Origin of the sequence: Mycoplasmopsis ciconiae, from assembly GCF_036350065.1 — a bacterium.
GTDB classification, from domain to species: domain Bacteria; phylum Bacillota_I; class Bacilli_A; order Mycoplasmatales; family Metamycoplasmataceae; genus Mycoplasmopsis; species Mycoplasmopsis ciconiae.
Genome location: NZ_JAZDWZ010000005.1, coordinates 34,133 through 54,859 on the forward strand (window position 1 = coordinate 34,133; position 20,727 = coordinate 54,859).

At 30.9% G+C, this 20,727-nt stretch carries 33 protein-coding genes and 1 pseudogene; all 34 read left to right on the plus strand.

What is annotated here, in order from left to right:
• Nucleotides 1-36 precede the first annotated feature (36 nt).
• The 34 genes and pseudogenes from coaBC (at nucleotide 37) to rplQ (ending at nucleotide 20,727) form a co-directional block, all read left to right on the plus strand.
• The gene (gene coaBC, locus V2E24_RS01875; protein ID WP_330500731.1) at nucleotides 37-1,179 is read left to right on the plus strand and encodes a bifunctional phosphopantothenoylcysteine decarboxylase/phosphopantothenate--cysteine ligase CoaBC; all 1,143 of its coding nucleotides are present in this window, start codon (nucleotides 37-39) and stop codon (nucleotides 1,177-1,179) included.
• The gene (locus V2E24_RS01880) at nucleotides 1,167-1,913 is read left to right on the plus strand and encodes a type III pantothenate kinase (protein WP_330500732.1); all 747 of its coding nucleotides are present in this window, start codon (nucleotides 1,167-1,169) and stop codon (nucleotides 1,911-1,913) included. Before coaBC ends, V2E24_RS01880 begins: the two co-directional genes overlap by 13 nt.
• Before the next feature lie 80 nt (nucleotides 1,914-1,993).
• Nucleotides 1,994-3,646 carry a ribonuclease J gene (locus V2E24_RS01885; RefSeq protein ID WP_330500733.1) on the plus strand — a complete coding sequence of 551 codons (1,653 nt, stop codon included), beginning with the start codon at nucleotides 1,994-1,996 and terminating at the stop codon, nucleotides 3,644-3,646.
• Between the two features lie 20 nt (nucleotides 3,647-3,666).
• Nucleotides 3,667-5,160 (plus strand): hypothetical protein, encoded by a 1,494-nt coding sequence (locus V2E24_RS01890; RefSeq protein WP_330500734.1) that lies wholly within the window; start codon nucleotides 3,667-3,669, stop codon nucleotides 5,158-5,160.
• A 21-nt stretch (nucleotides 5,161-5,181) separates the two neighbouring features.
• Nucleotides 5,182-5,532, plus strand: a complete 351-nt coding sequence (locus V2E24_RS01895) for a thioredoxin family protein (RefSeq protein ID WP_330500735.1) — start codon at nucleotides 5,182-5,184, stop codon at nucleotides 5,530-5,532.
• A 390-nt stretch (nucleotides 5,533-5,922) separates the two neighbouring features.
• Complete coding sequence (rpsJ, locus tag V2E24_RS01900) at nucleotides 5,923-6,228, plus strand: 30S ribosomal protein S10 (protein WP_330500736.1); 306 nt, start codon at nucleotides 5,923-5,925, stop codon at nucleotides 6,226-6,228.
• Nucleotides 6,229-6,256: 28 nt separating this feature from the next.
• A complete protein-coding gene (gene rplC, locus V2E24_RS01905; RefSeq protein WP_330500737.1) occupies nucleotides 6,257-7,066 on the plus strand; it encodes a 50S ribosomal protein L3 in 810 nt (269 codons plus the stop codon).
• Nucleotides 7,067-7,101: 35 nt separating this feature from the next.
• A pseudogene (gene rplD / locus V2E24_RS01910) lies at nucleotides 7,102-7,674 on the plus strand (50S ribosomal protein L4); the annotation flags it as partial.
• Nucleotides 7,674-8,135, plus strand: coding sequence for a 50S ribosomal protein L23 (gene rplW / locus V2E24_RS01915; protein WP_330500738.1), 462 nt, complete (start codon nucleotides 7,674-7,676; stop codon nucleotides 8,133-8,135). The pseudogene rplD and the gene rplW, both read left to right, overlap by 1 nt.
• A 107-nt stretch (nucleotides 8,136-8,242) precedes the next feature.
• Nucleotides 8,243-9,088 carry a 50S ribosomal protein L2 gene (gene rplB / locus V2E24_RS01920; RefSeq protein WP_330500739.1) on the plus strand — a complete coding sequence of 282 codons (846 nt, stop codon included), beginning with the start codon at nucleotides 8,243-8,245 and terminating at the stop codon, nucleotides 9,086-9,088.
• Nucleotides 9,088-9,366, plus strand: coding sequence for a 30S ribosomal protein S19 (gene rpsS / locus V2E24_RS01925; protein WP_330500740.1), 279 nt, complete (start codon nucleotides 9,088-9,090; stop codon nucleotides 9,364-9,366). The genes rplB and rpsS overlap by 1 nt, the downstream gene beginning before the upstream one ends.
• Nucleotides 9,366-9,707 carry a 50S ribosomal protein L22 gene (gene rplV / locus V2E24_RS01930; RefSeq protein ID WP_407940491.1) on the plus strand — a complete coding sequence of 114 codons (342 nt, stop codon included), beginning with the start codon at nucleotides 9,366-9,368 and terminating at the stop codon, nucleotides 9,705-9,707. The genes rpsS and rplV overlap by 1 nt, the downstream gene beginning before the upstream one ends.
• 1 nt (nucleotide 9,708) lies before the next feature.
• Nucleotides 9,709-10,383 carry a 30S ribosomal protein S3 gene (gene rpsC, locus V2E24_RS01935; RefSeq protein WP_330500741.1) on the plus strand — a complete coding sequence of 225 codons (675 nt, stop codon included), beginning with the start codon at nucleotides 9,709-9,711 and terminating at the stop codon, nucleotides 10,381-10,383.
• On the plus strand, nucleotides 10,361-10,789 hold the full coding sequence (rplP, locus tag V2E24_RS01940; protein ID WP_330500742.1) for a 50S ribosomal protein L16: 429 nt from the start codon (nucleotides 10,361-10,363) through the stop codon (nucleotides 10,787-10,789). The genes rpsC and rplP overlap by 23 nt, the downstream gene beginning before the upstream one ends.
• A complete protein-coding gene (gene rpmC, locus V2E24_RS01945) occupies nucleotides 10,789-10,980 on the plus strand; it encodes a 50S ribosomal protein L29 (protein WP_330500743.1) in 192 nt (63 codons plus the stop codon). The genes rplP and rpmC overlap by 1 nt, the downstream gene beginning before the upstream one ends.
• A gap of 2 nt (nucleotides 10,981-10,982) precedes the next feature.
• A complete protein-coding gene (gene rpsQ / locus V2E24_RS01950) occupies nucleotides 10,983-11,252 on the plus strand; it encodes a 30S ribosomal protein S17 (RefSeq protein WP_330500744.1) in 270 nt (89 codons plus the stop codon).
• Nucleotides 11,252-11,617: a 50S ribosomal protein L14 gene (gene rplN / locus V2E24_RS01955; RefSeq protein ID WP_330500745.1), complete on the plus strand. Its 366-nt coding sequence runs from the start codon at nucleotides 11,252-11,254 to the stop codon at nucleotides 11,615-11,617. The genes rpsQ and rplN overlap by 1 nt, the downstream gene beginning before the upstream one ends.
• Before the next feature lie 9 nt (nucleotides 11,618-11,626).
• Nucleotides 11,627-11,956, plus strand: a complete 330-nt coding sequence (gene rplX / locus V2E24_RS01960; protein WP_330500746.1) for a 50S ribosomal protein L24 — start codon at nucleotides 11,627-11,629, stop codon at nucleotides 11,954-11,956.
• A 2-nt stretch (nucleotides 11,957-11,958) separates the two neighbouring features.
• A complete protein-coding gene (gene rplE / locus V2E24_RS01965; RefSeq protein WP_330500747.1) occupies nucleotides 11,959-12,507 on the plus strand; it encodes a 50S ribosomal protein L5 in 549 nt (182 codons plus the stop codon).
• Complete coding sequence (locus tag V2E24_RS01970; protein WP_330500748.1) at nucleotides 12,507-12,692, plus strand: type Z 30S ribosomal protein S14; 186 nt, start codon at nucleotides 12,507-12,509, stop codon at nucleotides 12,690-12,692. The genes rplE and V2E24_RS01970 overlap by 1 nt, the downstream gene beginning before the upstream one ends.
• On the plus strand, nucleotides 12,692-13,087 hold the full coding sequence (gene rpsH, locus V2E24_RS01975; protein WP_330500749.1) for a 30S ribosomal protein S8: 396 nt from the start codon (nucleotides 12,692-12,694) through the stop codon (nucleotides 13,085-13,087). The genes V2E24_RS01970 and rpsH overlap by 1 nt, the downstream gene beginning before the upstream one ends.
• 9 nt (nucleotides 13,088-13,096) lie before the next feature.
• A complete protein-coding gene (gene rplF / locus V2E24_RS01980) occupies nucleotides 13,097-13,636 on the plus strand; it encodes a 50S ribosomal protein L6 (RefSeq protein WP_330500750.1) in 540 nt (179 codons plus the stop codon).
• 21 nt (nucleotides 13,637-13,657) lie between these two features.
• Entirely contained in the window at nucleotides 13,658-14,008 is a 351-nt protein-coding gene (gene rplR, locus V2E24_RS01985; protein ID WP_330500751.1) for a 50S ribosomal protein L18, read from the plus strand.
• A 2-nt stretch (nucleotides 14,009-14,010) separates the two neighbouring features.
• Nucleotides 14,011-14,637 carry a 30S ribosomal protein S5 gene (rpsE, locus tag V2E24_RS01990; protein WP_330500752.1) on the plus strand — a complete coding sequence of 209 codons (627 nt, stop codon included), beginning with the start codon at nucleotides 14,011-14,013 and terminating at the stop codon, nucleotides 14,635-14,637.
• A 1-nt stretch (nucleotide 14,638) separates the two neighbouring features.
• Complete coding sequence (rplO, locus tag V2E24_RS01995; protein WP_330500753.1) at nucleotides 14,639-15,082, plus strand: 50S ribosomal protein L15; 444 nt, start codon at nucleotides 14,639-14,641, stop codon at nucleotides 15,080-15,082.
• Nucleotides 15,083-15,346: 264 nt separating this feature from the next.
• On the plus strand, nucleotides 15,347-16,753 hold the full coding sequence (gene secY / locus V2E24_RS02000) for a preprotein translocase subunit SecY (protein WP_407940493.1): 1,407 nt from the start codon (nucleotides 15,347-15,349) through the stop codon (nucleotides 16,751-16,753).
• On the plus strand, nucleotides 16,747-17,397 hold the full coding sequence (locus V2E24_RS02005; RefSeq protein ID WP_330500755.1) for an adenylate kinase family protein: 651 nt from the start codon (nucleotides 16,747-16,749) through the stop codon (nucleotides 17,395-17,397). The genes secY and V2E24_RS02005 overlap by 7 nt, the downstream gene beginning before the upstream one ends.
• Before the next feature lie 71 nt (nucleotides 17,398-17,468).
• Nucleotides 17,469-18,215: a type I methionyl aminopeptidase gene (map, locus tag V2E24_RS02010; protein WP_330500756.1), complete on the plus strand. Its 747-nt coding sequence runs from the start codon at nucleotides 17,469-17,471 to the stop codon at nucleotides 18,213-18,215.
• Between the two features lies 1 nt (nucleotide 18,216).
• Nucleotides 18,217-18,432 (plus strand): translation initiation factor IF-1, encoded by a 216-nt coding sequence (gene infA, locus V2E24_RS02015; protein WP_330500757.1) that lies wholly within the window; start codon nucleotides 18,217-18,219, stop codon nucleotides 18,430-18,432.
• Nucleotides 18,433-18,448: 16 nt separating this feature from the next.
• Complete coding sequence (gene rpmJ / locus V2E24_RS02020) at nucleotides 18,449-18,562, plus strand: 50S ribosomal protein L36 (RefSeq protein ID WP_013054600.1); 114 nt, start codon at nucleotides 18,449-18,451, stop codon at nucleotides 18,560-18,562.
• Nucleotides 18,563-18,572: 10 nt separating this feature from the next.
• Nucleotides 18,573-18,941, plus strand: a complete 369-nt coding sequence (gene rpsM, locus V2E24_RS02025; protein ID WP_330500758.1) for a 30S ribosomal protein S13 — start codon at nucleotides 18,573-18,575, stop codon at nucleotides 18,939-18,941.
• Nucleotides 18,942-18,943: 2 nt separating this feature from the next.
• Nucleotides 18,944-19,327: a 30S ribosomal protein S11 gene (gene rpsK / locus V2E24_RS02030; protein WP_330500759.1), complete on the plus strand. Its 384-nt coding sequence runs from the start codon at nucleotides 18,944-18,946 to the stop codon at nucleotides 19,325-19,327.
• A 30-nt stretch (nucleotides 19,328-19,357) separates the two neighbouring features.
• Complete coding sequence (locus V2E24_RS02035; RefSeq protein ID WP_330500760.1) at nucleotides 19,358-20,362, plus strand: DNA-directed RNA polymerase subunit alpha; 1,005 nt, start codon at nucleotides 19,358-19,360, stop codon at nucleotides 20,360-20,362.
• A gap of 2 nt (nucleotides 20,363-20,364) precedes the next feature.
• Complete coding sequence (gene rplQ, locus V2E24_RS02040) at nucleotides 20,365-20,727, plus strand: 50S ribosomal protein L17 (protein WP_330500761.1); 363 nt, start codon at nucleotides 20,365-20,367, stop codon at nucleotides 20,725-20,727.

Consider the following 20,727-nt stretch of genomic DNA (forward strand, 5'->3'; position numbering starts at 1 on the left):
TTTATTTAATCAAAACTTAAAAAAGTGGAGCAATTTATGAAAATTTTAATTATTTCTTCATCAAGTATTTCAGCTAGAAAAACAAAAGAATTAGTTAAGTTACTTGAAGAAAAATCTTGTGAAGTCAAAGTTGTTTTGAGCGACAATGTTAAAAAATTTGATTTAGATTTTTCTGGATTAGATATTGAAGTGGATGAAGGATACACTTCTGAAATATCAAATCATATTACTTTAGCTTTATGAGCTGATTTAATTATTGTTTATCCGGCTACTTTTAATACTATAAACAAGTATGCTAACGGTATTGCCGATAATTTTGCAACAAGTATTTTTAGTATAGGAATGCATCATAAAACTATAATTTGTCCAGCGATGAATTTTAGAATGTACCAAAACCCAATAATTCAAAAAAATATTGAATATTTAAAAAGTTTAAATATCACTTTTTTAGGACCTAATTATGGTGAATTACACTGTAAAGGAAGCGCTTTAGGAAGATTAGTAGAGCCTGAAGAAATAATTAAATTTCTTTTTGGTAAAAATAAAAAGAAATTGTTGATTACTATAGGGTACACAGACGTTTATTTAGATGATGTAAGAACAGTAAATGTTAAAAGTAGCGGAAGCATGGGCATTAATTTAATTCATAAATTAAAATTTGACTATGATATTACTGTGATTAACGCTAATTTACAACATTTAAATCACAATTTTGATTCGAATATTAAAGTTATTGATGTAAATGACATCGAATCCTATAAAACAGCTGTATTTGAGCAAATTCAAAATAACGACATTTTCATTAGTGTAGCAGCTGTAAGTGATTTAATTTTCAAAAAACATCCACATAAAATTAAAAAAGATACTCATGTCAATTTTGAATATGAAATAGGGGTTGATGTTTTAAAAACTATTTCTGTTGACAACCCACAAAAAATATGTATTGGCTTTGCGCTTGAAAGTGAAAATATCAAAAATAATGCATTAAAAAAATTAGAGACTAAAAATTTAAAAATGATAATTGCCAACGACAAAAAAACACTTAAAAACACAAAATCATCAGGTCTAATAATTTACAAAAAAAATAACAAGATTAATGAATATAACTTCCAAGAGATGGATAAGAGCGATTTATCTTTAAAAATTAAAGAATTTTTAGGGGATATATGTCAAGAGTAGTTGTAATTGACGGCGGTAACACTTTTTTAAAAGTAGCTCATTTTGAGGATGATCAGATAAAGTTCATAAAAGAATACAAAAACACTGCAATACAGCAAGATATGTCAATATTATTTAATGATTTAAATCACTTTTGTAATCAATGTACTCTTGTTTATGGAAGCGTTAATAATTACACTAACCAATTAATCGATATCATTAAACAAAAATACAATTTTAAAAACTATTTCGAAATAAACTCACAAATAAAATTAAATTTTGAAATAGATAAACAAATAAACAAAAACAAAGTAGGTGTAGATATTTTAGGTGGTTGTGCATACGCGGCACATTTAAATAAAAATGCTTTAGTTTTTTTATTGGGAACAGCAATGGTTGGAATTTTTGTTCAAAACAATGTTATGAAATTAGCATCTATTGCTCCAGGTGCTGGCTCAAGTGTAAATCATTTAATTTCTAAGGCGGATGGTTTAAAACATTTAGAATTTGATTATCAGTTTAACAAACAAATGGGTGCTAACACTTTAGATTCAATAAAAAGCGGTTATTTTCATATTTTAAATGGTTTTATTTTAAGTTTAAAAGACTATATAAACACTGAATTTGATCAGTTAAATTACTCAACTTTTATAAGTGGCGGGGATGTAAAAAATATCCAAATCCAAAACACACAAAAAATCGAAAACATAGTAATTAAAGGTTATTTTTTGCTTTATAAGCTTAATAATCTTTAATTTTTTAATATAATTAAAAAAATGTTTGAAACATTACACATTCTTATTTTTTTAAAAATAATAATTTAGAAAGGACGTTTATGCCTCACATTAATATTTTTGCGCTCGGAGGATTAGATGAAAATGGCAAGAACTGTTATGTTTTACGTAGCGATGATGATATTTTCGTAATTAACTCTGGGGCAAAAGTTCCTATTTCTTCTTACAATGGAGTTGATACGTTGATTCCTGACTTTAATTACTTAATCAACAACAAAGATAAAATCAAAGGTATTTTTGTTACTGATGTTAAAAACGATAGCTTCTCCGCTTTACCGTGATTAATCATGCAAATACCAGGAATCACAATTTACACATCCCCATTTAACAAAATAATGATTGCAAGTAGATTGCAAAAATACCAAATTGAACCTAACTCTTTCAAAATCGAAACAATAACAAAAAAAATTACAATAGGTCAAACACAAATTCAACCTATTTTAGTAGCCGGAAGCCTACCTGGAAGTTTAGGATTTGATTTTATTGTTGATTCTAAAACAAGTGTTGTATTTATGTTTAATTATGTTAAAGGAGATTTGGGTATTTATGGTAATACTGATTATTCTTTAATTAAAAATAGCTTAGAAGACAGAGATTTACTAGCTTTAGTAAGTGATGCAGGACACGCAAATTATTCAGGATACGCAATAGATAGAATTCAACTGCCACCTTCAGTTAAAGAAGCCTTTTTAAATACTGCTGCAGATAAAAGAATTATTGTCGGTGCTTATGATGAAGAGATGGTTGCAATACACCAAATTCTTGAATTGGCACGAATTACAAATCGTCCTGTTGTAGCTTATGGAAAAACATATGCTCAACTGATTTATTTAATTCAAAAAATTAAGACTAATTTGCCTTTACCACAGATATTTAAGCACAAAAACTTGAACCAACACCCTAATGCAGTTATTTTAGTAACAGGAAGTGTCGAAAGACTTTATTCGAGATTTTTAAGAATAACTGACAACAAAGATGTTTTACTTAAACTTAAAAATACAGATACGGTTTTAATGATAGCGCCACCAATTAATGGATTAGAGAGTTTAGCGGCATTAACTTTAGATGATATTGCAAGAATAGCGCCTAATATTATTGAAGTAACCAATAGTGAATATTATTCACACAGACCAGCTAGAGAAGATATTTTGGATTTATTAAGAGTTTTAAAGCCGAAATATTTCTTACCTGTTCAAGGTTTATATCGTTATTTAGTTGATATTTCTAATAACGCAAATGAACAAAAATCATTAAATAAAACAACACCAATTATTTTACAAAACGGAAAAATCGCCCACTTTATTGATAATAAATTAGCAAGTACTAACGGTAAAATTAAAGAAATAGGTGATGTGATTGTTGATGGTTTTGGAATCGGTGATATTTCTAGCGAAGTAATTTACGAAAGAGAAACACTCGGAAGAGAAGGATTAGTAACTTTGAGTTTTCTTTTTAACCCAAAAACAAAAGAAATAAGTCAAGATTTTAAAATACATTTTGTTGGAATAGCTCCAGCTAGTGTATGTTCAGAATTAAAAGCGGTAATTCATGAAACAATTACACAAGTTTTAGAAAACGAAGAATTTGCTGGACTTAAAGACCTTCAAGAAAGACTAAGAAGAGTTGTTAGAAAAAAAATATTTAAAGCTCAAGATAAAGAACCAATGGTTGTAATCACATTTAACACTATTTAATATGAAAGTGTAATCAAGATATGAACGATAAAATTTTTAAAAATAAATGAGGAGAAAACAGATTTAAGTTTTTATATAACCTAATTTTAGTTTTTAAATTATTAGGTAATTTTAAAATCTTTAAAAAACTCAATTTAAAATTTGTTGAACCCCTCAAAAAAGAAGATCGCTTTTTAGTCGGAAAAAACAATATTATCTTTACTTTAGTTAAAGGTTTAATTTTAATTTCTTTATTAATTACAACATTTTTACTTAGCTTTATTGATAATTCGTTACTTTCGGCTGCCTATCGATATACAATTGGTATGGCTTTTGGTAATAGTATTTTTATTATCCTAATATTTTCCTTAGTTTCCTATTTTGTAGGCATTTTTGCTTATCTTAATAAAGATAAGTGTTTTGCGTTATTTTCAAGAATTAGAAAAGTCAACTCTTATACATTAAAAAAACAAATCAATATATCATTGATTTACTTATTTTTTATTGTTACATTAGTGCAGTATTTATCATATTATTATGCAAATAATTATGCATTTGAATTTAATCCTTCTAGCGTCAGATTATTTGAATATAGTTGATACTACCAATATTCTTATCCTGTTGTTTTTGAAAACGATAATTTTTTACCTGATGTTAAAAATAATATTGGTTTTGTTTTAAATTCTTTATATGTGATTTTAACATATATAAGTGTTTCAAGTATTTTGCCAGTGATTTTACTTATAAGCCTTATTTTTGCGATGATAATCCAATTTTTATTTGTCTCTCCATTTAGAAATTTAGCGATTTTGACAAGCAAAAACAAAACAATTTTAGATTACAAAAAATTCCTAAAATTACACAATAGTGACTTTTATTTAAGTCAAGACACCCAAAAATTTATTGACTTTTTATTTTTCTATGCAAGAACAAAAAACATCGATGTTAATCAAATGAGTTTTATCGATTTACAAACTCATGCTATAAAAGATTTTAAAGATATCGATTTTATCCTTTTTGAAGCTAAATATAAAGCTCACTTACAAAAAATAAATTCTGATCATTACACAAAAACACAAGAGTTAACACAAAATATTAACCAAGAAGCCGCGGAATTTAGTGCACAAATGTTAAACAACACTGATATACAAAATTATCATCAAGATAGTTCTGAAATCATTATAAGCACAAAAAAAGAAGATAAAAAAGTTAAAAACACAAAACCTTTTAGCTTTGATTTTGGTAAAAATAAACAAAAAAATGATGAACCTAAAAATGAGTTAAAAAACGAAAAAGTTGAAAAAACCCTCGAAAATCATCAAAAAAGTGAAGAAATGCCAAAACAATTAGAAAAAGATATGTATAATAAACATGTTCAAAAAGATAATGACACCCTTAAAGTTCACTCTAATGCTGAAGAAGTAATTCAAGAGCAAAGAGGTTTAAAAGAAAAAGATAAAACTAAAACGAAAGTCGATAGTTTAGAAGATTTTCTTAAAGGTGTATCACCTATTGAACATTCAAAAGATAAATAATTTTTTTAATTGAAGGATAAAATGTTTGAACAATTAACATGGCAAGAAGCTCAAAATAAAATTTCATCAGAAAAAGATAAAGTTTTATTTTTAGAATTCACAACCACATGATGTGGTGATTGTAAAATGATGAAACCTGTTGTTGAGTCATTAGCTAAATCATACTCAGATAATAACAAAGTAGAATTTATTAAAATTGACGCTGAAGAAGCTCAATTATTTAGAAATGCAGATAACAAATGACAAATTTTAAAAGTTCCTACACACATGGTTATTGTCAATGGTGAAATTCTAAGTAAAGGTTACGAATACTACCCAAAAGAAATTCTTAACACATGAGTTGAAAAAGCTTTAAGTAATTTTGAAGAATAAAATATTTATTTTAGACACCCATTAAACCAAGACACTAAAAGTTGACAAGAAATAGTCGAATTTTAGTGTCTTGGTTTAGATAAATGGGTGTTTTTTTATTTTAATATTAAGTGTTGTAAAAAAGCGCTTATTTTTTTACTCAACCCAAAAAACTTAATGTGGATTTAACGATAAAAATTTGGAAAAAACACTTCAAAAAACGTGCCGATACACCAATAAGCGTTGTCAATAATAAATATTTTTAGTATTTGCTTTTATTTTTTATTTTTATATATATAATTGTAAAGCAACTAGACGAAGATTTATAAGGTTGTCATTGTATCAAAGTTGTTGAGGATACAGTGAGTTTTTATAAGGAGTCAAGTTCAAGAATGAACAAAGGAGACAACAATGAGCAAACTTAATATTAAAGTTAAAGGGTTTGATCACGCTTTAGTTGATGAAGCTGCTAAAAAAATCTACTTAGTAGCTAAAGCTGCTGGAGCAAAAGTTAGTGGACCAATTCCTCTTCCTACAAAAAGAGAAGAAATCACTATCTTGAGATCTGTTCACGTTAATAAACCATCACGTCAACAATTCGAATCAAGAACTAGTCAAAGATTAGTTGTTATCGAAAACCCAAGTGCTGAAGCACAAGATAAACTTAAAAGATTAGAATTACCAGCAGGTGTTGCAATTCAAATCAAAGAAAAATAAGAAATTTTTAACAATTTAAGGAGAAAAAATGAAAGGAATCTTAGGACGTAAAATTGGAATGACTCAAATTTTTACAGAATTTGGAAAATCTATTCCTGTTACTGTAGTTGAAGTTCAACCAAATGTTGTGTCAAAAGTTCTTTCTAAAGAGTCAAATGGTTATGTTGCAACTCAATTAGCTGTTTTTGATAAAAAAGCAAGTCGTTCAAACAAACCAGAACAAGGGCACTTTAAGAAAGCTAACACAACACCTAAGCGCTACGTAAAAGAAATTCGTGATATGTCTGGTTACGAATTAGGGCAATTAGTTAAGGCAGATATTTTTGAATCAGGAGAACTTGTTGATGTTACAGGTATCTCTAAAGGAAAAGGATTCGCCGGAACTATTAAAAGACACAATCAAGCTATTGGACCTAAATCTCACGGGGGAGGTGGAGGATCACAACCTGTACGTCAAACCGGATCATTAGGGGACATTAGTGGAAACAAAGTTGTTAAAGGTATGACAATGCCTGGACAATTAGGAAACACAAGAACAACTGTTCAAAACTTAGAAGTTATTAAAGTAATTTCTGAAGAAAACTTAATCTTAATCAAAGGATCAATCCCTGGACCTAAAAAATCATTCGTTATGATTAAACAAGCTGTTAAAGGGTTACCTTCACACACACCAACAGTTTTAGTTGATGTTCAAGAAGTTATCTTAATGAATGAATTAGTTGAAAAAGCTAAAAAATACAACATCGAAGTTAAAACAGGAATGCACTCATCAGAGTTAAAACCATTAATCGATGCAGCTGAAGCGGCTGAACACAATAAAGAAGGAGGAGATAAATAATCATGGCTAACACAAAAGAAATGAAAACTCCTCAATTACCACAAAACTTATTTGCAAGCGAAAAAATCTACGAACAAGCTATTTTTGACACAGTTATGTCAGATAGAGCTTCTAGAAGACAAGGTACACACCAAGTTAAAAACCGTGCTGCTGTAAGTGGTTCAGGTAAAAAACCTTGAAGACAAAAAGGAACAGGTAAAGCAAGAGCTGGATCTTTAAGAAGTCCTATTTTCGTTGGTGGAGGGCGTGCATTTGGTCCTCAATCAGAAAAAAATTATTCACTTAAAGTAAACAAAAAAGTTAGATTTGCTGCTTTAAAATCTGCTTTAACTTTATTAGCTAAAGATAACGCAGTTTATGTGAATGATTTAGAATTATCAAAAATTTCTACAAAAGAATTTGTTGCTAAATTAACAGAACTTAAAGTTCAAGATCAAAAACACGTTTTAGTTGTTACAGAAAACGAAACAGTTTATAAATCAGCTAAAAACGTTCCAAACGTGCACACAGTTAAAGCTAACTCTATTTCAGTTGAATTATTATTATTGGCTGATGTTATGGTAATTTCAAGTCAATCATTAGAAATATTAGAAGGAAAATTTAAATAATGCAAGTAACAGATATCATTAAAAAACCTATATTAACTGAAAAAACATACTCACAAATGCAAGACAATGTTTTTACATTTGAAGTGGCTTACCACGCAAACAAATTCCAAATTGCTAAAGCTGTTGAGTTTATTTTCCAAGTTAAAGTTGAAAGAGTTAACACTATCAAAGTGGATAAACAACCAAAAAACATTGGACGTTTCCACGGGTTTACAAATCGTTACAAAAAAGCTATTGTTAAATTAGCTGAAGGTTACACAATTAATTTATTCCCTAATGAAGAATTATCAACTGAAGAAGAAAAAGAAGTTAAAAAAGAAGCTAAAGCTGCTAAAAAAGAAGTATCAGCAGTTGAAAAACGTGCAGCTGAAAAATTAGCAAACAAAAATTCTAAAGCAACAAAAGCAACAAAAGCACCTGTTGCAAAGAAAACAACAACTCGTAAAGTTGGTGGTGAATAATTCTATACCACAGTTTTCAATACAAATAATAATATAAAAAATAAAAGCGGTAAACAGTGCTTAAAAGACAGATCCGCAACTATTTTTAAGCAAAGGAGAAATGACAAATGGCAATTAAATATTATAAGCCAACTACAAATGGTCGCCGTAACATGTCATCTCTTGACTATAAACAAAACTTAAGTGGACACGCTCCTGAAAAATCTTTAATGGTTATTTTAAAAAACCACGCTGGTCGTAATAACCAAGGTAAGATTACAGTTCGTCACCACGGAGGAAGAGTTAAGAGATTTTACAGAATCGTTGACTTTAAACGTAATAAAGATAACATTCCTGCTATTGTTAAAACAATTGAATATGATCCAAACAGATCAGCAAACATTTGTTTATTAGCATATGCTGATGGAGAAAAAAGATACATTTTAGCTCCTAAAGGAATTAAATTAGGACAAGTTGTTTTATCAGGAACAGAAGCTGATATTATCGTAGGTAATACATTACCTTTAAGCCACATTCCTGAAGGGACATTTGTTCACAACATCGAAATGCAACCTGGAGGTGGAGGTATCATAGCACGTAGTGCTGGAACATCTGCACAAATCTTAGGTAAAGATGAAGATGGAAAATATGTAGTTTTAAGATTAAAATCTGGAGAAACAAGAAGAATTTTAGCTCGTTGTCGTGCAACAATCGGTATTGTTGGTAACGAAGAACACTTACTTGTTAATTTAGGAAAAGCTGGAAAAAATAGACACATGGGAGTTCGTCCTACAGTTAGAGGATCAGTTATGAACCCTGTAGACCACCCACATGGAGGAGGAGAAGGGAAACAACCTATTGGTCGTAAAGCTCCTCTTACACCTTGAGGTAAAAAAGCTCTTGGAGTTAAAACAAGAAAAACTAAGAAATCTTCAAGCAAATTAATTATTAGAAGAAGAAAGGATGCTAAATAATGGCTCGTAGTCTTAAAAAAGGACCATTTGCTGACGATCACTTACTTAAAAAAGTTGATGCGATAGTATCTGGTAAAGCACCTAAAAAACCAATTAAAACATGATCAAGACGTTCAACAATCTTCCCAGATTTTGTTGGATTAACATTTGCGGTGCACAACGGAAAACAATTTATCGAAGTTTACGTAACAGATGATATGGTTGGACACAAATTAGGAGAGTTTTCTCCAACAAGAACATATACAGGACACGGTGCAGATAAAGGTAAGAAAAAATAATGGCTCAACAATCAAAAGCACATGTTAAAATGCAACGTGTTAGTGCACGTAAAGCTCGTTTAGTCGCAGATTTATTCCGTGGTAAAGACGTGCGTGAAGCATTAGGAATTTTACACAACACAAACCGTAAAGCCTCATCAATGTTCATTAAATTAATCAACTCTGCAATCGCAAATGCAACACACAATCATGGAATGGATGCTTCAAAATTATTTGTTAAAGAAGTTTTAGTTAACGAAGGACCTACTTTAAAAAGATTTCAACCTAGAAGTCAAGGTAGAGCTTATTCAATTTTCAAACGTACATCACACTTATCAGTAACATTAGAGGAGAGAAACTAGTATGGGACAAAAGGTTAATCCAAATGGATTCCGTTATGGAGTTACAAAAGCTCACGCTACAACATGATTCGCAGATAAAGCTGATTTTGGAAACAGATTAGTTGAAGATGCTAAAATCTACAATTTCTTCGATAAATTAGTACGTCAATATCAAATTGGTAAAGTTGAAATCAAAAGAACTCAAGACAACCATGTAAGTGTTATTGTTCACACAGCTAAACCTGCTGCTATGTTAGGGCAAGAAGGTAAAAACATTAACGAATTAACATTAAAATTACAAAAATTCATCAAAAACAGAAATATTAAATTAAACATTCAAGTTGTTGAATTACCTAATCCAGATCTTAATGCTAGATTATTAGCTGAAATGATCGCAGTAAAATTAGAAAACCGTGAATCATTCCGTATCGCTCAAAAAGTTGCAATTAGAAATGCAATGCGTGCTGGAGCTAAAGGTATTAAAACAGCAGTTAGTGGACGTTTAAATGGTGTTGACATGGCTCGTACAGAAGGATATTCTGAAGGAGAAATGAAATTACACACATTACGTCAAGATGTAGACTACGCTACAGCAACAGCTCGTACAACATATGGAGCTATTGGTGTTAAAGTGTGAGTTTCATTAGGTGAAATTTTGGAAGGAGAAAATAAACATGCTTCAACCAAAAAGAACTAAATACCGTAAACCATTTATCCAAAGACATGACAAACGTCGTGCACACAAAGGGAACACAGTTGCTTTTGGGGAATTTGGATTACAAGCAGTAACAAGCTCATGAGTAGATGCTCGTCAAATCGAAAGTGCTCGTATTGCTATCACAAGAAGAATGGGACGTGAAGGACAAGTTATTATCCGTATCTTCCCACATTTTGCAAAAACATCTAAACCAATCGGTTTACGTATGGGATCAGGAAAAGGTTCTCCTGATAAATGATATACAGCAGTTAAAGTTAATACAATGATGTTTGAAGTAAGTGGTGTTAGTGAAGAAGTAGCACGTGATGCTCTTCGTTTAGGTGGACACAAATTACCTGTTAAATGAAGAATTGTAGCTAAAAAAGATCAAGAAGGAGATAAATAATGTTATACAGAGACATTAAAGCTAAAAGTAAAGAAGAATTAGTTAAATTAGCTAATGATTTAAAAGCTGAATTATGAACTTTAAGATTTAAAAACGCTACAGGTTCACTAGACCAAACACACAAAATTAATTTATTAAGAAAAGATATTGCTAGAGTTTTAACAGCTTTAAATGAAAAAGGAGCTAAATAGTTATGGAAAGAAATACAAGAAAAACTCGTGTTGGTACAGTTGTTTCTGCTGGTAAAACAGCTAAAACAATTATTGTTGCAGTTGATACATACAAAAAACACCCATTATATTCAAAACGTTACAAATCAACAAAACGTTTCGCAGTTCACGATGAAAACCATGAAGCAAAATTAAATGATATTGTTGTTATCATGGAAACTCGTCCACTTTCAAGAACAAAACACTTTAGATTAGTTTCTATTAAAGAACGTGCTTTAGAAGGAGCAAAATAATGTTAATAGAATTATCAAAAGCAAATGTTGCTGATAACTCTGGTGCAAAAGAAATCGGTGTTATTCGTATTTTAGGTGGAAGTAAGAAAAAAACTGCTAGAATCGGTGATATTATTGTATGTTCAGTTAAAAAAGCGATTCCAAATGGTATCGTTAAAGAAGGTCAAGTAGTTAAGGCTGTTGTTGTAAGAAGCCGTTATGGAACAAAACGTTCAAATGGTTCATACATCCGTTTTGACGATAATGCTGTTGTTTTATTAAAAGAAGATTTAACACCAAGAGGAACACGTGTTTTTGGGCCAGTTGCTCGTGAAATTCGTGAAAAATTCCCAAAAATCGTTTCTTTAGCACCTGAAGTTTTATAGGAGAGAATTATGAACAAAATCAAATTTAAGAAAAATGATGAAGTTTTAGTTATCGCTGGAAAAGAAAAAGGTAAAAGCGGAAGAATCGAATCTATTAATCATAAAAACCAAACAGTAATTATTAAAGACCTTAATTTAGTAACAAAACACAACAAACCAAACCAACAAAACAGTGAAGGTTCAATTTCAACAAAAGAAGCACCTATTCACGTATCAAACGTAGCATTTTTAGTTAAAAAAGCTGGAAAAAACAACCCTGCTCAATATTCAAAAATTGGTTACTTAGTAAAAGATGGTAAAAAAGTTAGAGTAGCCCGTAAAACTAAGAAGGAAATTTAATTATGAATTTAAAACAAGTTTACTTAGAAAAAGCTGTTCCAGCTCTTAAAGAAAAATACCAATACAAATCATCAATGCAAGTGCCAAGAATTGAAAAAGTTGTTTTAAACATGACAGCAGGTAAAGAAGTATCAAACTCTAAAGCAATCGAAGAAGTTCTAAATGAATTAACACTTATTTCAAGCCAAAAACCATACCAAACTGTTGCTAAAAAATCAAACGCTTCATGAAAATTACGTGAAGGAATGCCTATGGGGGGGAAAGTTACTCTTCGTAGAGAAAAAATGTGAGATTTCTTAGAAAAATTAATCAATGTTGCTATGCCACGTATTAGAGATTTCCGTGGAGCAAACCCTAAAGCATTTGACGGAAGAGGAAACTTCGCTTTAGGAGTTAAAGAAGAAATCATTTTCCCAGAGATTGAATTTGACAAAATTCGTCGTATTAAAGGGTTAGACGTATTAATCGTAACTACAGCTAAAACAAACGCCGAAGCTAAAACATTACTTGAGTTAATTGGTGTACCATTTGAGAAAAAAGGAGATAAATAATGGCTAGAAAAGCATTAATCGCAAAAGCTAAACGTCATCCAAAATTCTCTACACGTGCTTACACACGTTGTGAATTATGTGGACGTCCTCACGCTGTTTTAAGAAAATACAAAGTATGTCGTATCTGCTTTAGAAACCTTGCAAACGAAGGTAAAATTCCAGGTATGAAGAAAGCGAGTTGATAATGTTTATTACAGATCCAATTTCAGATATGATTGTTCGTATTAAAAATGCGAACCAAAGAAAACACAAAAGCGTATCTATCCCTTACTCAAATAAAAAAGCAAGAATTTTAGACTTAATTTTAGCTGAAGGATACATCCAATCTTACCAAGTAAGTGGTGAAGGTATTGAAAAATCATTAGTAGTTACATTAAAATACAAAGGATCACAATCAGCTATTGCTGGAATCAAACGTGTATCTAAACCAGGACTTAAAGTTTATGTTAAAGCTGACGAATTACCTGTAGTTTTATCAGGTTATGGAACAGCTATTATTTCAACATCAAAAGGTATAATGACAGAAAAAGCTGCTAGAAAGGAAAATGTAGGTGGTGAAGTTATCGCTTACATTTGATAGGTAATTGTAATGTCTCGTGTTGGAAATCGTGTTTTAACAATTCCTGCAGGAACAACTGTTACTGTTGATGGAAATAAAGTTACTGTAAAAGGTAAATTAGGAACATTAGAAAGAGTTTTTTCTCCTAAAGTTATTATTAATGTTGAAGATAATTTAGTTACAACAAAACGTGTTAATGAAGAAAAACATACTAAACAATTACATGGAACAACTAACTCACACATCGCAAACATGATTAAAGGAGTTAGCGAAGGTTTCAAAAGAGATTTAGAAATTAAAGGGGTTGGATATAAAGCTGTTATCAAAGGAAACCAATTACAAGTTTCTGCAGGTTACAGCCACGACCATTTTGTAGACATTCCTAGCGATATTAAAGTTGAAGTACCTAAAGCTACTGAAGTTTTAATTAGTGGAATTGACAAACAAAGTGTTGGACACTTTGCTGCTGTTGTACGTGCAATTAGAAAACCAAATCCTTACTCAGGAAAAGGAATTGCATATAAAGGTGAACAAATTAGACGTAAAGAAGGGAAAACAGCTTCTAAATAATAAGGAGCTAGGTATTAAATTATGGCAAAATTATCAAGAAATCAAGCTCGTAAAGTTAAACACATCCGTATTCGTCAACACATCAGTGGTACAGCAGTTAAACCTCGTTTAAACGTTTTTAAATCTCACGCTAATTTTTATGCACAATTAATCGATGATTCTAAAGGTGTTACATTAGCTAGTGCTTCTACTTTAAAAGATGCAAATTATGGTGGAAATGTTAAAGCTGCAGCTGCTTTAGGTTCAATTATGGGTGACAAAATTAAAGCACTTAATATTACTGAAGTTGTGTTTGATCGTGGTGGATATATTTACCATGGACGTGTTAAAGCTTTCGCTGATGCAGTTAGAGAAAAAGGAGTTAAATTCTAGTTATGGAAAAACAAAAACAAGAAACAGTTGAAACAACAAAAGTTGTTCAACGTAGAAGCGCACCTAAAAAAGATGCAGCTAATGCTGATAAAAAAGATGGTGCTCGTCAAACAAAATTCCGTAAAGAACGTAAAGTAAAACGTGAAGTAGTAAAAAGTGAATTTAACGAAAAAGTTATTGACATAGCTCGTGTTACAAAAGTTGTTAAGGGTGGAAGAAGATTCAGTTTCTCAGCTTTTGTTGTTGTAGGAAACGGAAAAGGTAGAGTAGGATTTGGACACGGAAAAGCAAATGAAGTTCCAGATGCTATTAAAAAAGCAGTTAAAGATGCTCAAAATAACCTTGTAGATGTTCCAGTTTTAAATGGAACAGTTCCTCATGAAACAACAGCTAAATTCTTAGCAAGTCAAGTTATGTTAAAACCTGCTCCAAAAGGAAAAGGACTTATTGCTTCAGGTACAGTTCGTGCTGTTGTTGAATTAGCAGGATACACAGACGTTGTTACTAAATCATACGGATCACGTTCAAAAGCAAACACAGTTAAAGCTACAGTTAAAGCATTATTAAAATTACGTACTCCAGAACAAATTGCTCAAATTAGAGATAAAGACGTAAAGGAATTATTATAATATGGCAAACATTTCATTACACTCATTAAAAGCTACTGAAGGATCACGTCCAGAAAAACACCGTAAAGGTCGTGGACATGCAGCTGGTAAAGGAAAACAAGCTGGTAAAGGTCAATCAGGGCAAAACAAACGTAAAGGTCACAGACCAGGATTCGAAGGAGGACAAACTCCTTGATTCCGTCGTATTGGAAAACGTGGATTTAATAATGTTAACCACATCGAATTCCAAGTTGTAAACTTAAAAGATTTAGAAGCACGTTATGAAAATGGTGAAGAAGTAACAATCGAATCATTATTTGCAAAAGGTTTAGTAAAAAGAACATTACCAATTAAATTATTAGGTAATGGAACATTAACAAAAAAATTAACAGTTAACGTACACGCAGTTAGCGCAAGTGCTAAAGAAGCAGTTGAAAAATCTGGTGGACAAGTTGTAGATTTATAATAATATAAACTTTATAAAAATACCAAATTCTATTTGGTATTTTTTATTTTTTTACAAAAACCACGTGTTTTTTAACGTAAAAACACGTGCTTTTATTCTTATATAACTAACAGATATTATTTACTAATACTTCTGTGAAACAGTTATATTAGTCACTTTTTTTAAAATGCATTAAAGATAAGGTTCGCAAGCGTTTTTTACTATGTAAAAAAAATAAATTTTATATAATTATTTTGTTATTTATATGATGGGGGAAAATTGAAAATATTTAAATTTTTAAATCAAGGTTTTTCAAATTTATTTTATAAAGCTAGAAGCAATTTTAGTAATTTTTGAAGCACCAAAGATATAACAAAAAAAATCCTCTACACATTAGTTTTATTAACTTTGTACATAATTGGTACAACAATTACTACACCATTTATCAAAATTAATTTAGGAAGAAGTTTATCTAACAATACTTTTTTTGACACACTTAATTTAGTTGGTGGTGGAGGATTACAACAGTTTTCACTGATGGCACTGGGGATAAGCCCTTTTATTAATGCCAGCTTAATCATGATGGTTTTACAAACTAAATTATTTCCTCCGATTTATAAATTAAGCCAAAGCGGACCGCAAGGAAGACGAAAAATCAATATCATCACACGTTTTATTACAGTGATTATAGCCTATCCACAAGCTGTTTTCTTAGTTAAAAGCTTAAGTGCAGGAAATAATGCTTTTATTAGCGTGGTTACAAATGGTATTAGCGTAGCGATGATTGAATGATTTTACTTACCGATAATTTTATTAAGTGCAAGTTTATTTGCTTTATTCATATCTGAGCAAATTACTAACAAAGGTATAGGTAACGGAACAAGTTTAATTATCTTTAGTGGTATAGCTATGCGTTTACCGGCTCAGTTTCGTTCAGCGTTTAATTTTTTAGTTGGAGACTATCAAACAAACGGAACTTTCGTAGGTATTATTAATTTTGGATTTTATTTAATTGTTTATTTTGCGGTCATTTTAATTATTTCGGTAGTTTATAACGCTGAAAGACATGTTCCAATTCAGCAAGTGGGTGCTGGAAGAAGTAAGCACATTAAGGAAATGGGTAAATTACCTATTAAACTTAATCCAGGTGGAGTTATGCCAGTTATTTTTGCGATGATGGTAATTAGCTTTCCTAATATGATTGCTAACATTCTTCCTGATGATAATTATTCAAAAGCGTGAATTATCAAAAATCTCCAATTTACAGAACCTTTAGGTTTAAGTCTATTAATTGTAATTACATTTGTATTTTCAATATTAATGGGAATTCAACAATCAAGAGTAGACAAAATTGCTGAAGATTTCGCTAAAAGCGGAACATTTATCCCGGGAGTTAGACCTGGTGAAGATACTCAAGATTATTTAATTGGTATCGTGTTTCGTTTAAGTATTTTTAGCGGTATTTACTTAGTTTTATTAGCCTCAATGCAATATTTTATGATTATATTCACAAATATTCCGCCAGCTATTACGTTTGGGGGAACTGGGTTGATGATTTTAGTTAGTGTTTCACTTGAGACTTGATCACAACTTAAGGCTAGAAACAAAACAACAAGATTAGCTAAAGCAAAAAGAGTTACAAGAGCTAATTTTGATGTTAATAGTAGAAATGGAAATGGATTATTATGATAAAAATTAAAACAAATATTATTTTTATGGGTGCCCCAGGAGTGGGAAAAGGTACTATTGCAGCATTAGTTGCACAAGAGCAAAATTTAGTGCACGTTTCAACAGGTAATATTTTTAGAGAAGAAATTGCTAAAAAAACTCCTCTTGGTTTAGAAGTACAAAATATCGTAACTAGTGGTGGATATGTACCTGATTCAATAACAAATAAAATTGTTGAAAATAAAATAAACCAACTCAAACAACAAAATGTTAACTTTATTTTAGATGGATATCCTCGTACAATAGAACAAGCAAAATTTTTAGATACTTTAAAAGATTTAGAATTTAAAGTTATTGAATTAGATGCGCCACAAGAAGTTATTTTAGAACGTTTAAGCGGTAGAAGAACTTGTTCAGTATGTAAAAGCGGATACCACACAAAATTTCAACCACCTAAAACAAATGATATTTGCGATAAGTGTCAAGGTCAATTAATTCAAAGAGAAGATGATAAACCTGAGGCAGTTATCAAACGTTTAGAAATTTATAAAGAAAAAACACAGCCACTTTTAGATTACTATAATTCACAACAGAGATTGGTAGTTGTAGACGCTACTGAAGCACCTGATAAAGTAACAAAAAAAGTGCTAAATGTTTTTGAAAAATAGTGTAAAATTACAATACAATTGCATATAAAAATGCAATTTTTCAATATTATGAAACAAAAAGGTGGTTACTTATGTCTTTAATCAAAACACCAAAAGAAATAGAATTAATCACTAAATCATGCAAAATCTTGGCTGAAGTTAAACAAGTTGTTTATGACTTTGTAAGACCAGGGGTTTCATTAAAAGAAGTAGATCAATTGGCTTTTAATGAAATAATCGCAAGGGGAGCAAAACCAGCTTTTTTAGGTTTATATGGTTTCCCTGCTACAGCTTGTATATCTGTAAATGAACAATTGATCCATGGTATTCCTAGTGATTACATCATTAAAGATGGAGACTTAGTAAAAGTTGATTTAGGATGTGATTATTTAGGATACAAAAGTGATAGTGCCTTTACTAAAGCAGTAGGAAAAGTTAGCAACACTGATTTGAAATTAATCAAAGTTGCTCAAGATAGTTTTTACGCAGGTTTAAATGCTATAAAAAAAGGTGCTACTATTGGCGACATAAGCTACGCTATAGGTGAGTGCATCAAAAAAAATGGTTTTTATACACCTGAAGAATTTTGTGGTCATGGAATTGGAAGAGATTTACATGAAGATCCTAATGTACCAAATTCAGGTAAAAAAGGCACAGGAATGACTTTAAGAGACGGAATGGTAATCTGTATTGAGCCTATGATAACTCAATGTAAGCGTATTAAAACCTTAAAAGATGGCTGAACTATCACTTCAGCTGATAAGACAAATACAGCTCATTATGAACATACAGTTTTAATTAAAAACGGAAAAGGTATTGTTCTAACGAAAGGAATCTAATTTGGCAAAAGATGCAATCAAAATGACTGCAATAGTTAAAAAAGCCCACTCAACTGACTCATACGAAGTGGAGTTAGAGAATGGGATGATTATAAAAGCTCACATTTCAGGAAAAATGAGAATTAATCATATTAGAATTCTTCCTGGAGATTCTGTTGAAGTTGAAATTAGTGCATACGATTTAACTCAAGGTAGAATCACATATAGACACAAATAATTAATAAGGAGAAGATATGAAAGTTAGAGCTAGTGTTAAAAAAATGTGTAAAGATTGTAAAATCATTAAACGTAAAGGTGTTATTCGTGTAATTTGTATATTACCTAAACACAAACAAAGACAAGGATAGGAGATAGATAATGGCTAGAATTTTAAACGTTGAAATTCCTAATGACAAACGTGTTGTTGTGTCATTAACATATATTTATGGTATTGGACCAAGCATCGCTAAAAAAATCTGTGCAGAAGCTAAAATAAGCGAAGATGCACGTGTTAAAAACTTAAGTGAAGAAGAATTATCAAGAATTCGTGAAGCTGCGAAAGTTTATACAACAGAAGGTGATTTACGTAGAGAAGTTACATTAAACATTAAACGTTTAATGGAAATTAAATGCTACCGTGGAATTAGACACCGTAAAGGATTACCAGTAAGAGGACAATGTACACAGAAAAATGCACGTACACGTAAAGGTCCTAGAAAAACTGTAGCTGGAAAGAAAGGTAAATAATCATGGCTCGTAAAACTAAGAAAAAAAATATTACAAGTGGTGTTGCGCACATTCACTCAACTAATCAAAACACAATCGTTACATTTGCTGATGAACAAGGTAATGTAATTGCTTGAAGTTCAGCAGGAGCTATTGGATACAAAGGGACAAAGAAAAAAACTCCTTATGCAGCAGGTTTAGCAGCAGCAGCAGCAGCTGAAGCAGCTAAAGAACACGGACTTAAAACAGTTAAAGTTGAATTAAAAGGTCTTGGAGCAGGTAAAGATGCTGCAAGAAAACAAATCGAAGTATCAGGTATCACAGTAACAGAAATTAAAGATGTTACACCAGTTCCACACAACGGAACAAGACCTCCAAAACGTATTTTAAAACGTGCAAAAAAATAGTAACCCATTAATTTTATAAGGAGAGTAATCATGGAAAAAATGAAAAAATTGGATTATTTAAAAATTCCAACATTCAACAAAGTAAATGACTTTGAAACTACATTCGCTTTAGAACCACTTGAAAGAGGTTTTGGTAACACAATCGCTGTAGCATTAAGAAGAGTTTTATTATCAAACATTACATCATTAGCACCTTTTGCGGTTAGAATTGAAGGCGTTAACCATGAATTCCAAGGTATTCCTGGTGTTGTTGAAGACGTACCAAGTTTAATTATGAATTTAAGAAAAGTACGTTTTAGCTATGATTCAGATTTTATTAACGATGACGACATAATTAAAGTTGAACTTAAAGCAGATGAAACCGGACAAATTACTTCAAGATATTTACAAGTTGTAGATAATCCTAATGTTGAAGTTATTGACCACAACATTCACATCGCAACCGTAAGTGCACCTAATGCTTTAAAATTAGAAATGTACTTAGTTCCAGGTCGTGGATTTAAATCAAGCGAAGAAAACAAAGCCGTTATAGCTAAATTAGAATCAGAATTAAACACAAGAATTAAAAAAGGTAAATTCATTGCTGTTGATAGTAATTTCTCACCAATTAAAAAAGTTGCTTACGAAGTAACAGAATTAAACTCAGCGAGTGTTAAAGTTGAAGAAAAATTAACATTTACATTAGTAACTGATGGAACAGTTAAACCAGAACAAGTTTTAACTCAAGCATCAAGCATTTTAATTGCACACTTTAAAGTAATTGCAAATGTAGATGAAATGAGATTAGATGTTTTCAACGAAGAAAATGAAGATGAAACAGAAGTACAAGAATCAGATATTGATATTACACAGTTAAATCTTTCAGTTCGTTCTCTTAATGCTTTAAGAAGAATCGGGAAAACAAAAGTTTCTGAAGTTGCTAACATGACATATGATGAACTTGAACAAACCAAAAACCTTGGTAAAAAATCACTTGATGAAATCGTTCAAAAAATACAAGAATGCGGTTACAATCTTAAAAAAGGAGATGAATAAATATGGCAAATCCAACACAAATTTACTCACGTGATACTAAATGACGTAATGGAGTTATGCGTTCACTTGTAAGTGAATTATACGCTAACGGAAGAATTACAACAACTTTAACAAAAGCAAAAGAAGTTCGTAGACACGCTGAAAGAATGATCCAAAAAGCTAAAACACCTACATTAGCAAACCGTCGTGCAGTTGCAGCTTACTTACGTCCATTAACAGTTAAAGATAAAGGTGATGTTTTATCTTACTTATTTTCAGAAATAGCACCAAAATACGCAGATCGTAATGGTGGATACACACGTATTATTAAATTACCTAAACGTTTAGGTGATAACACAAGAATGGCTATCATTGAATTAGTTTAA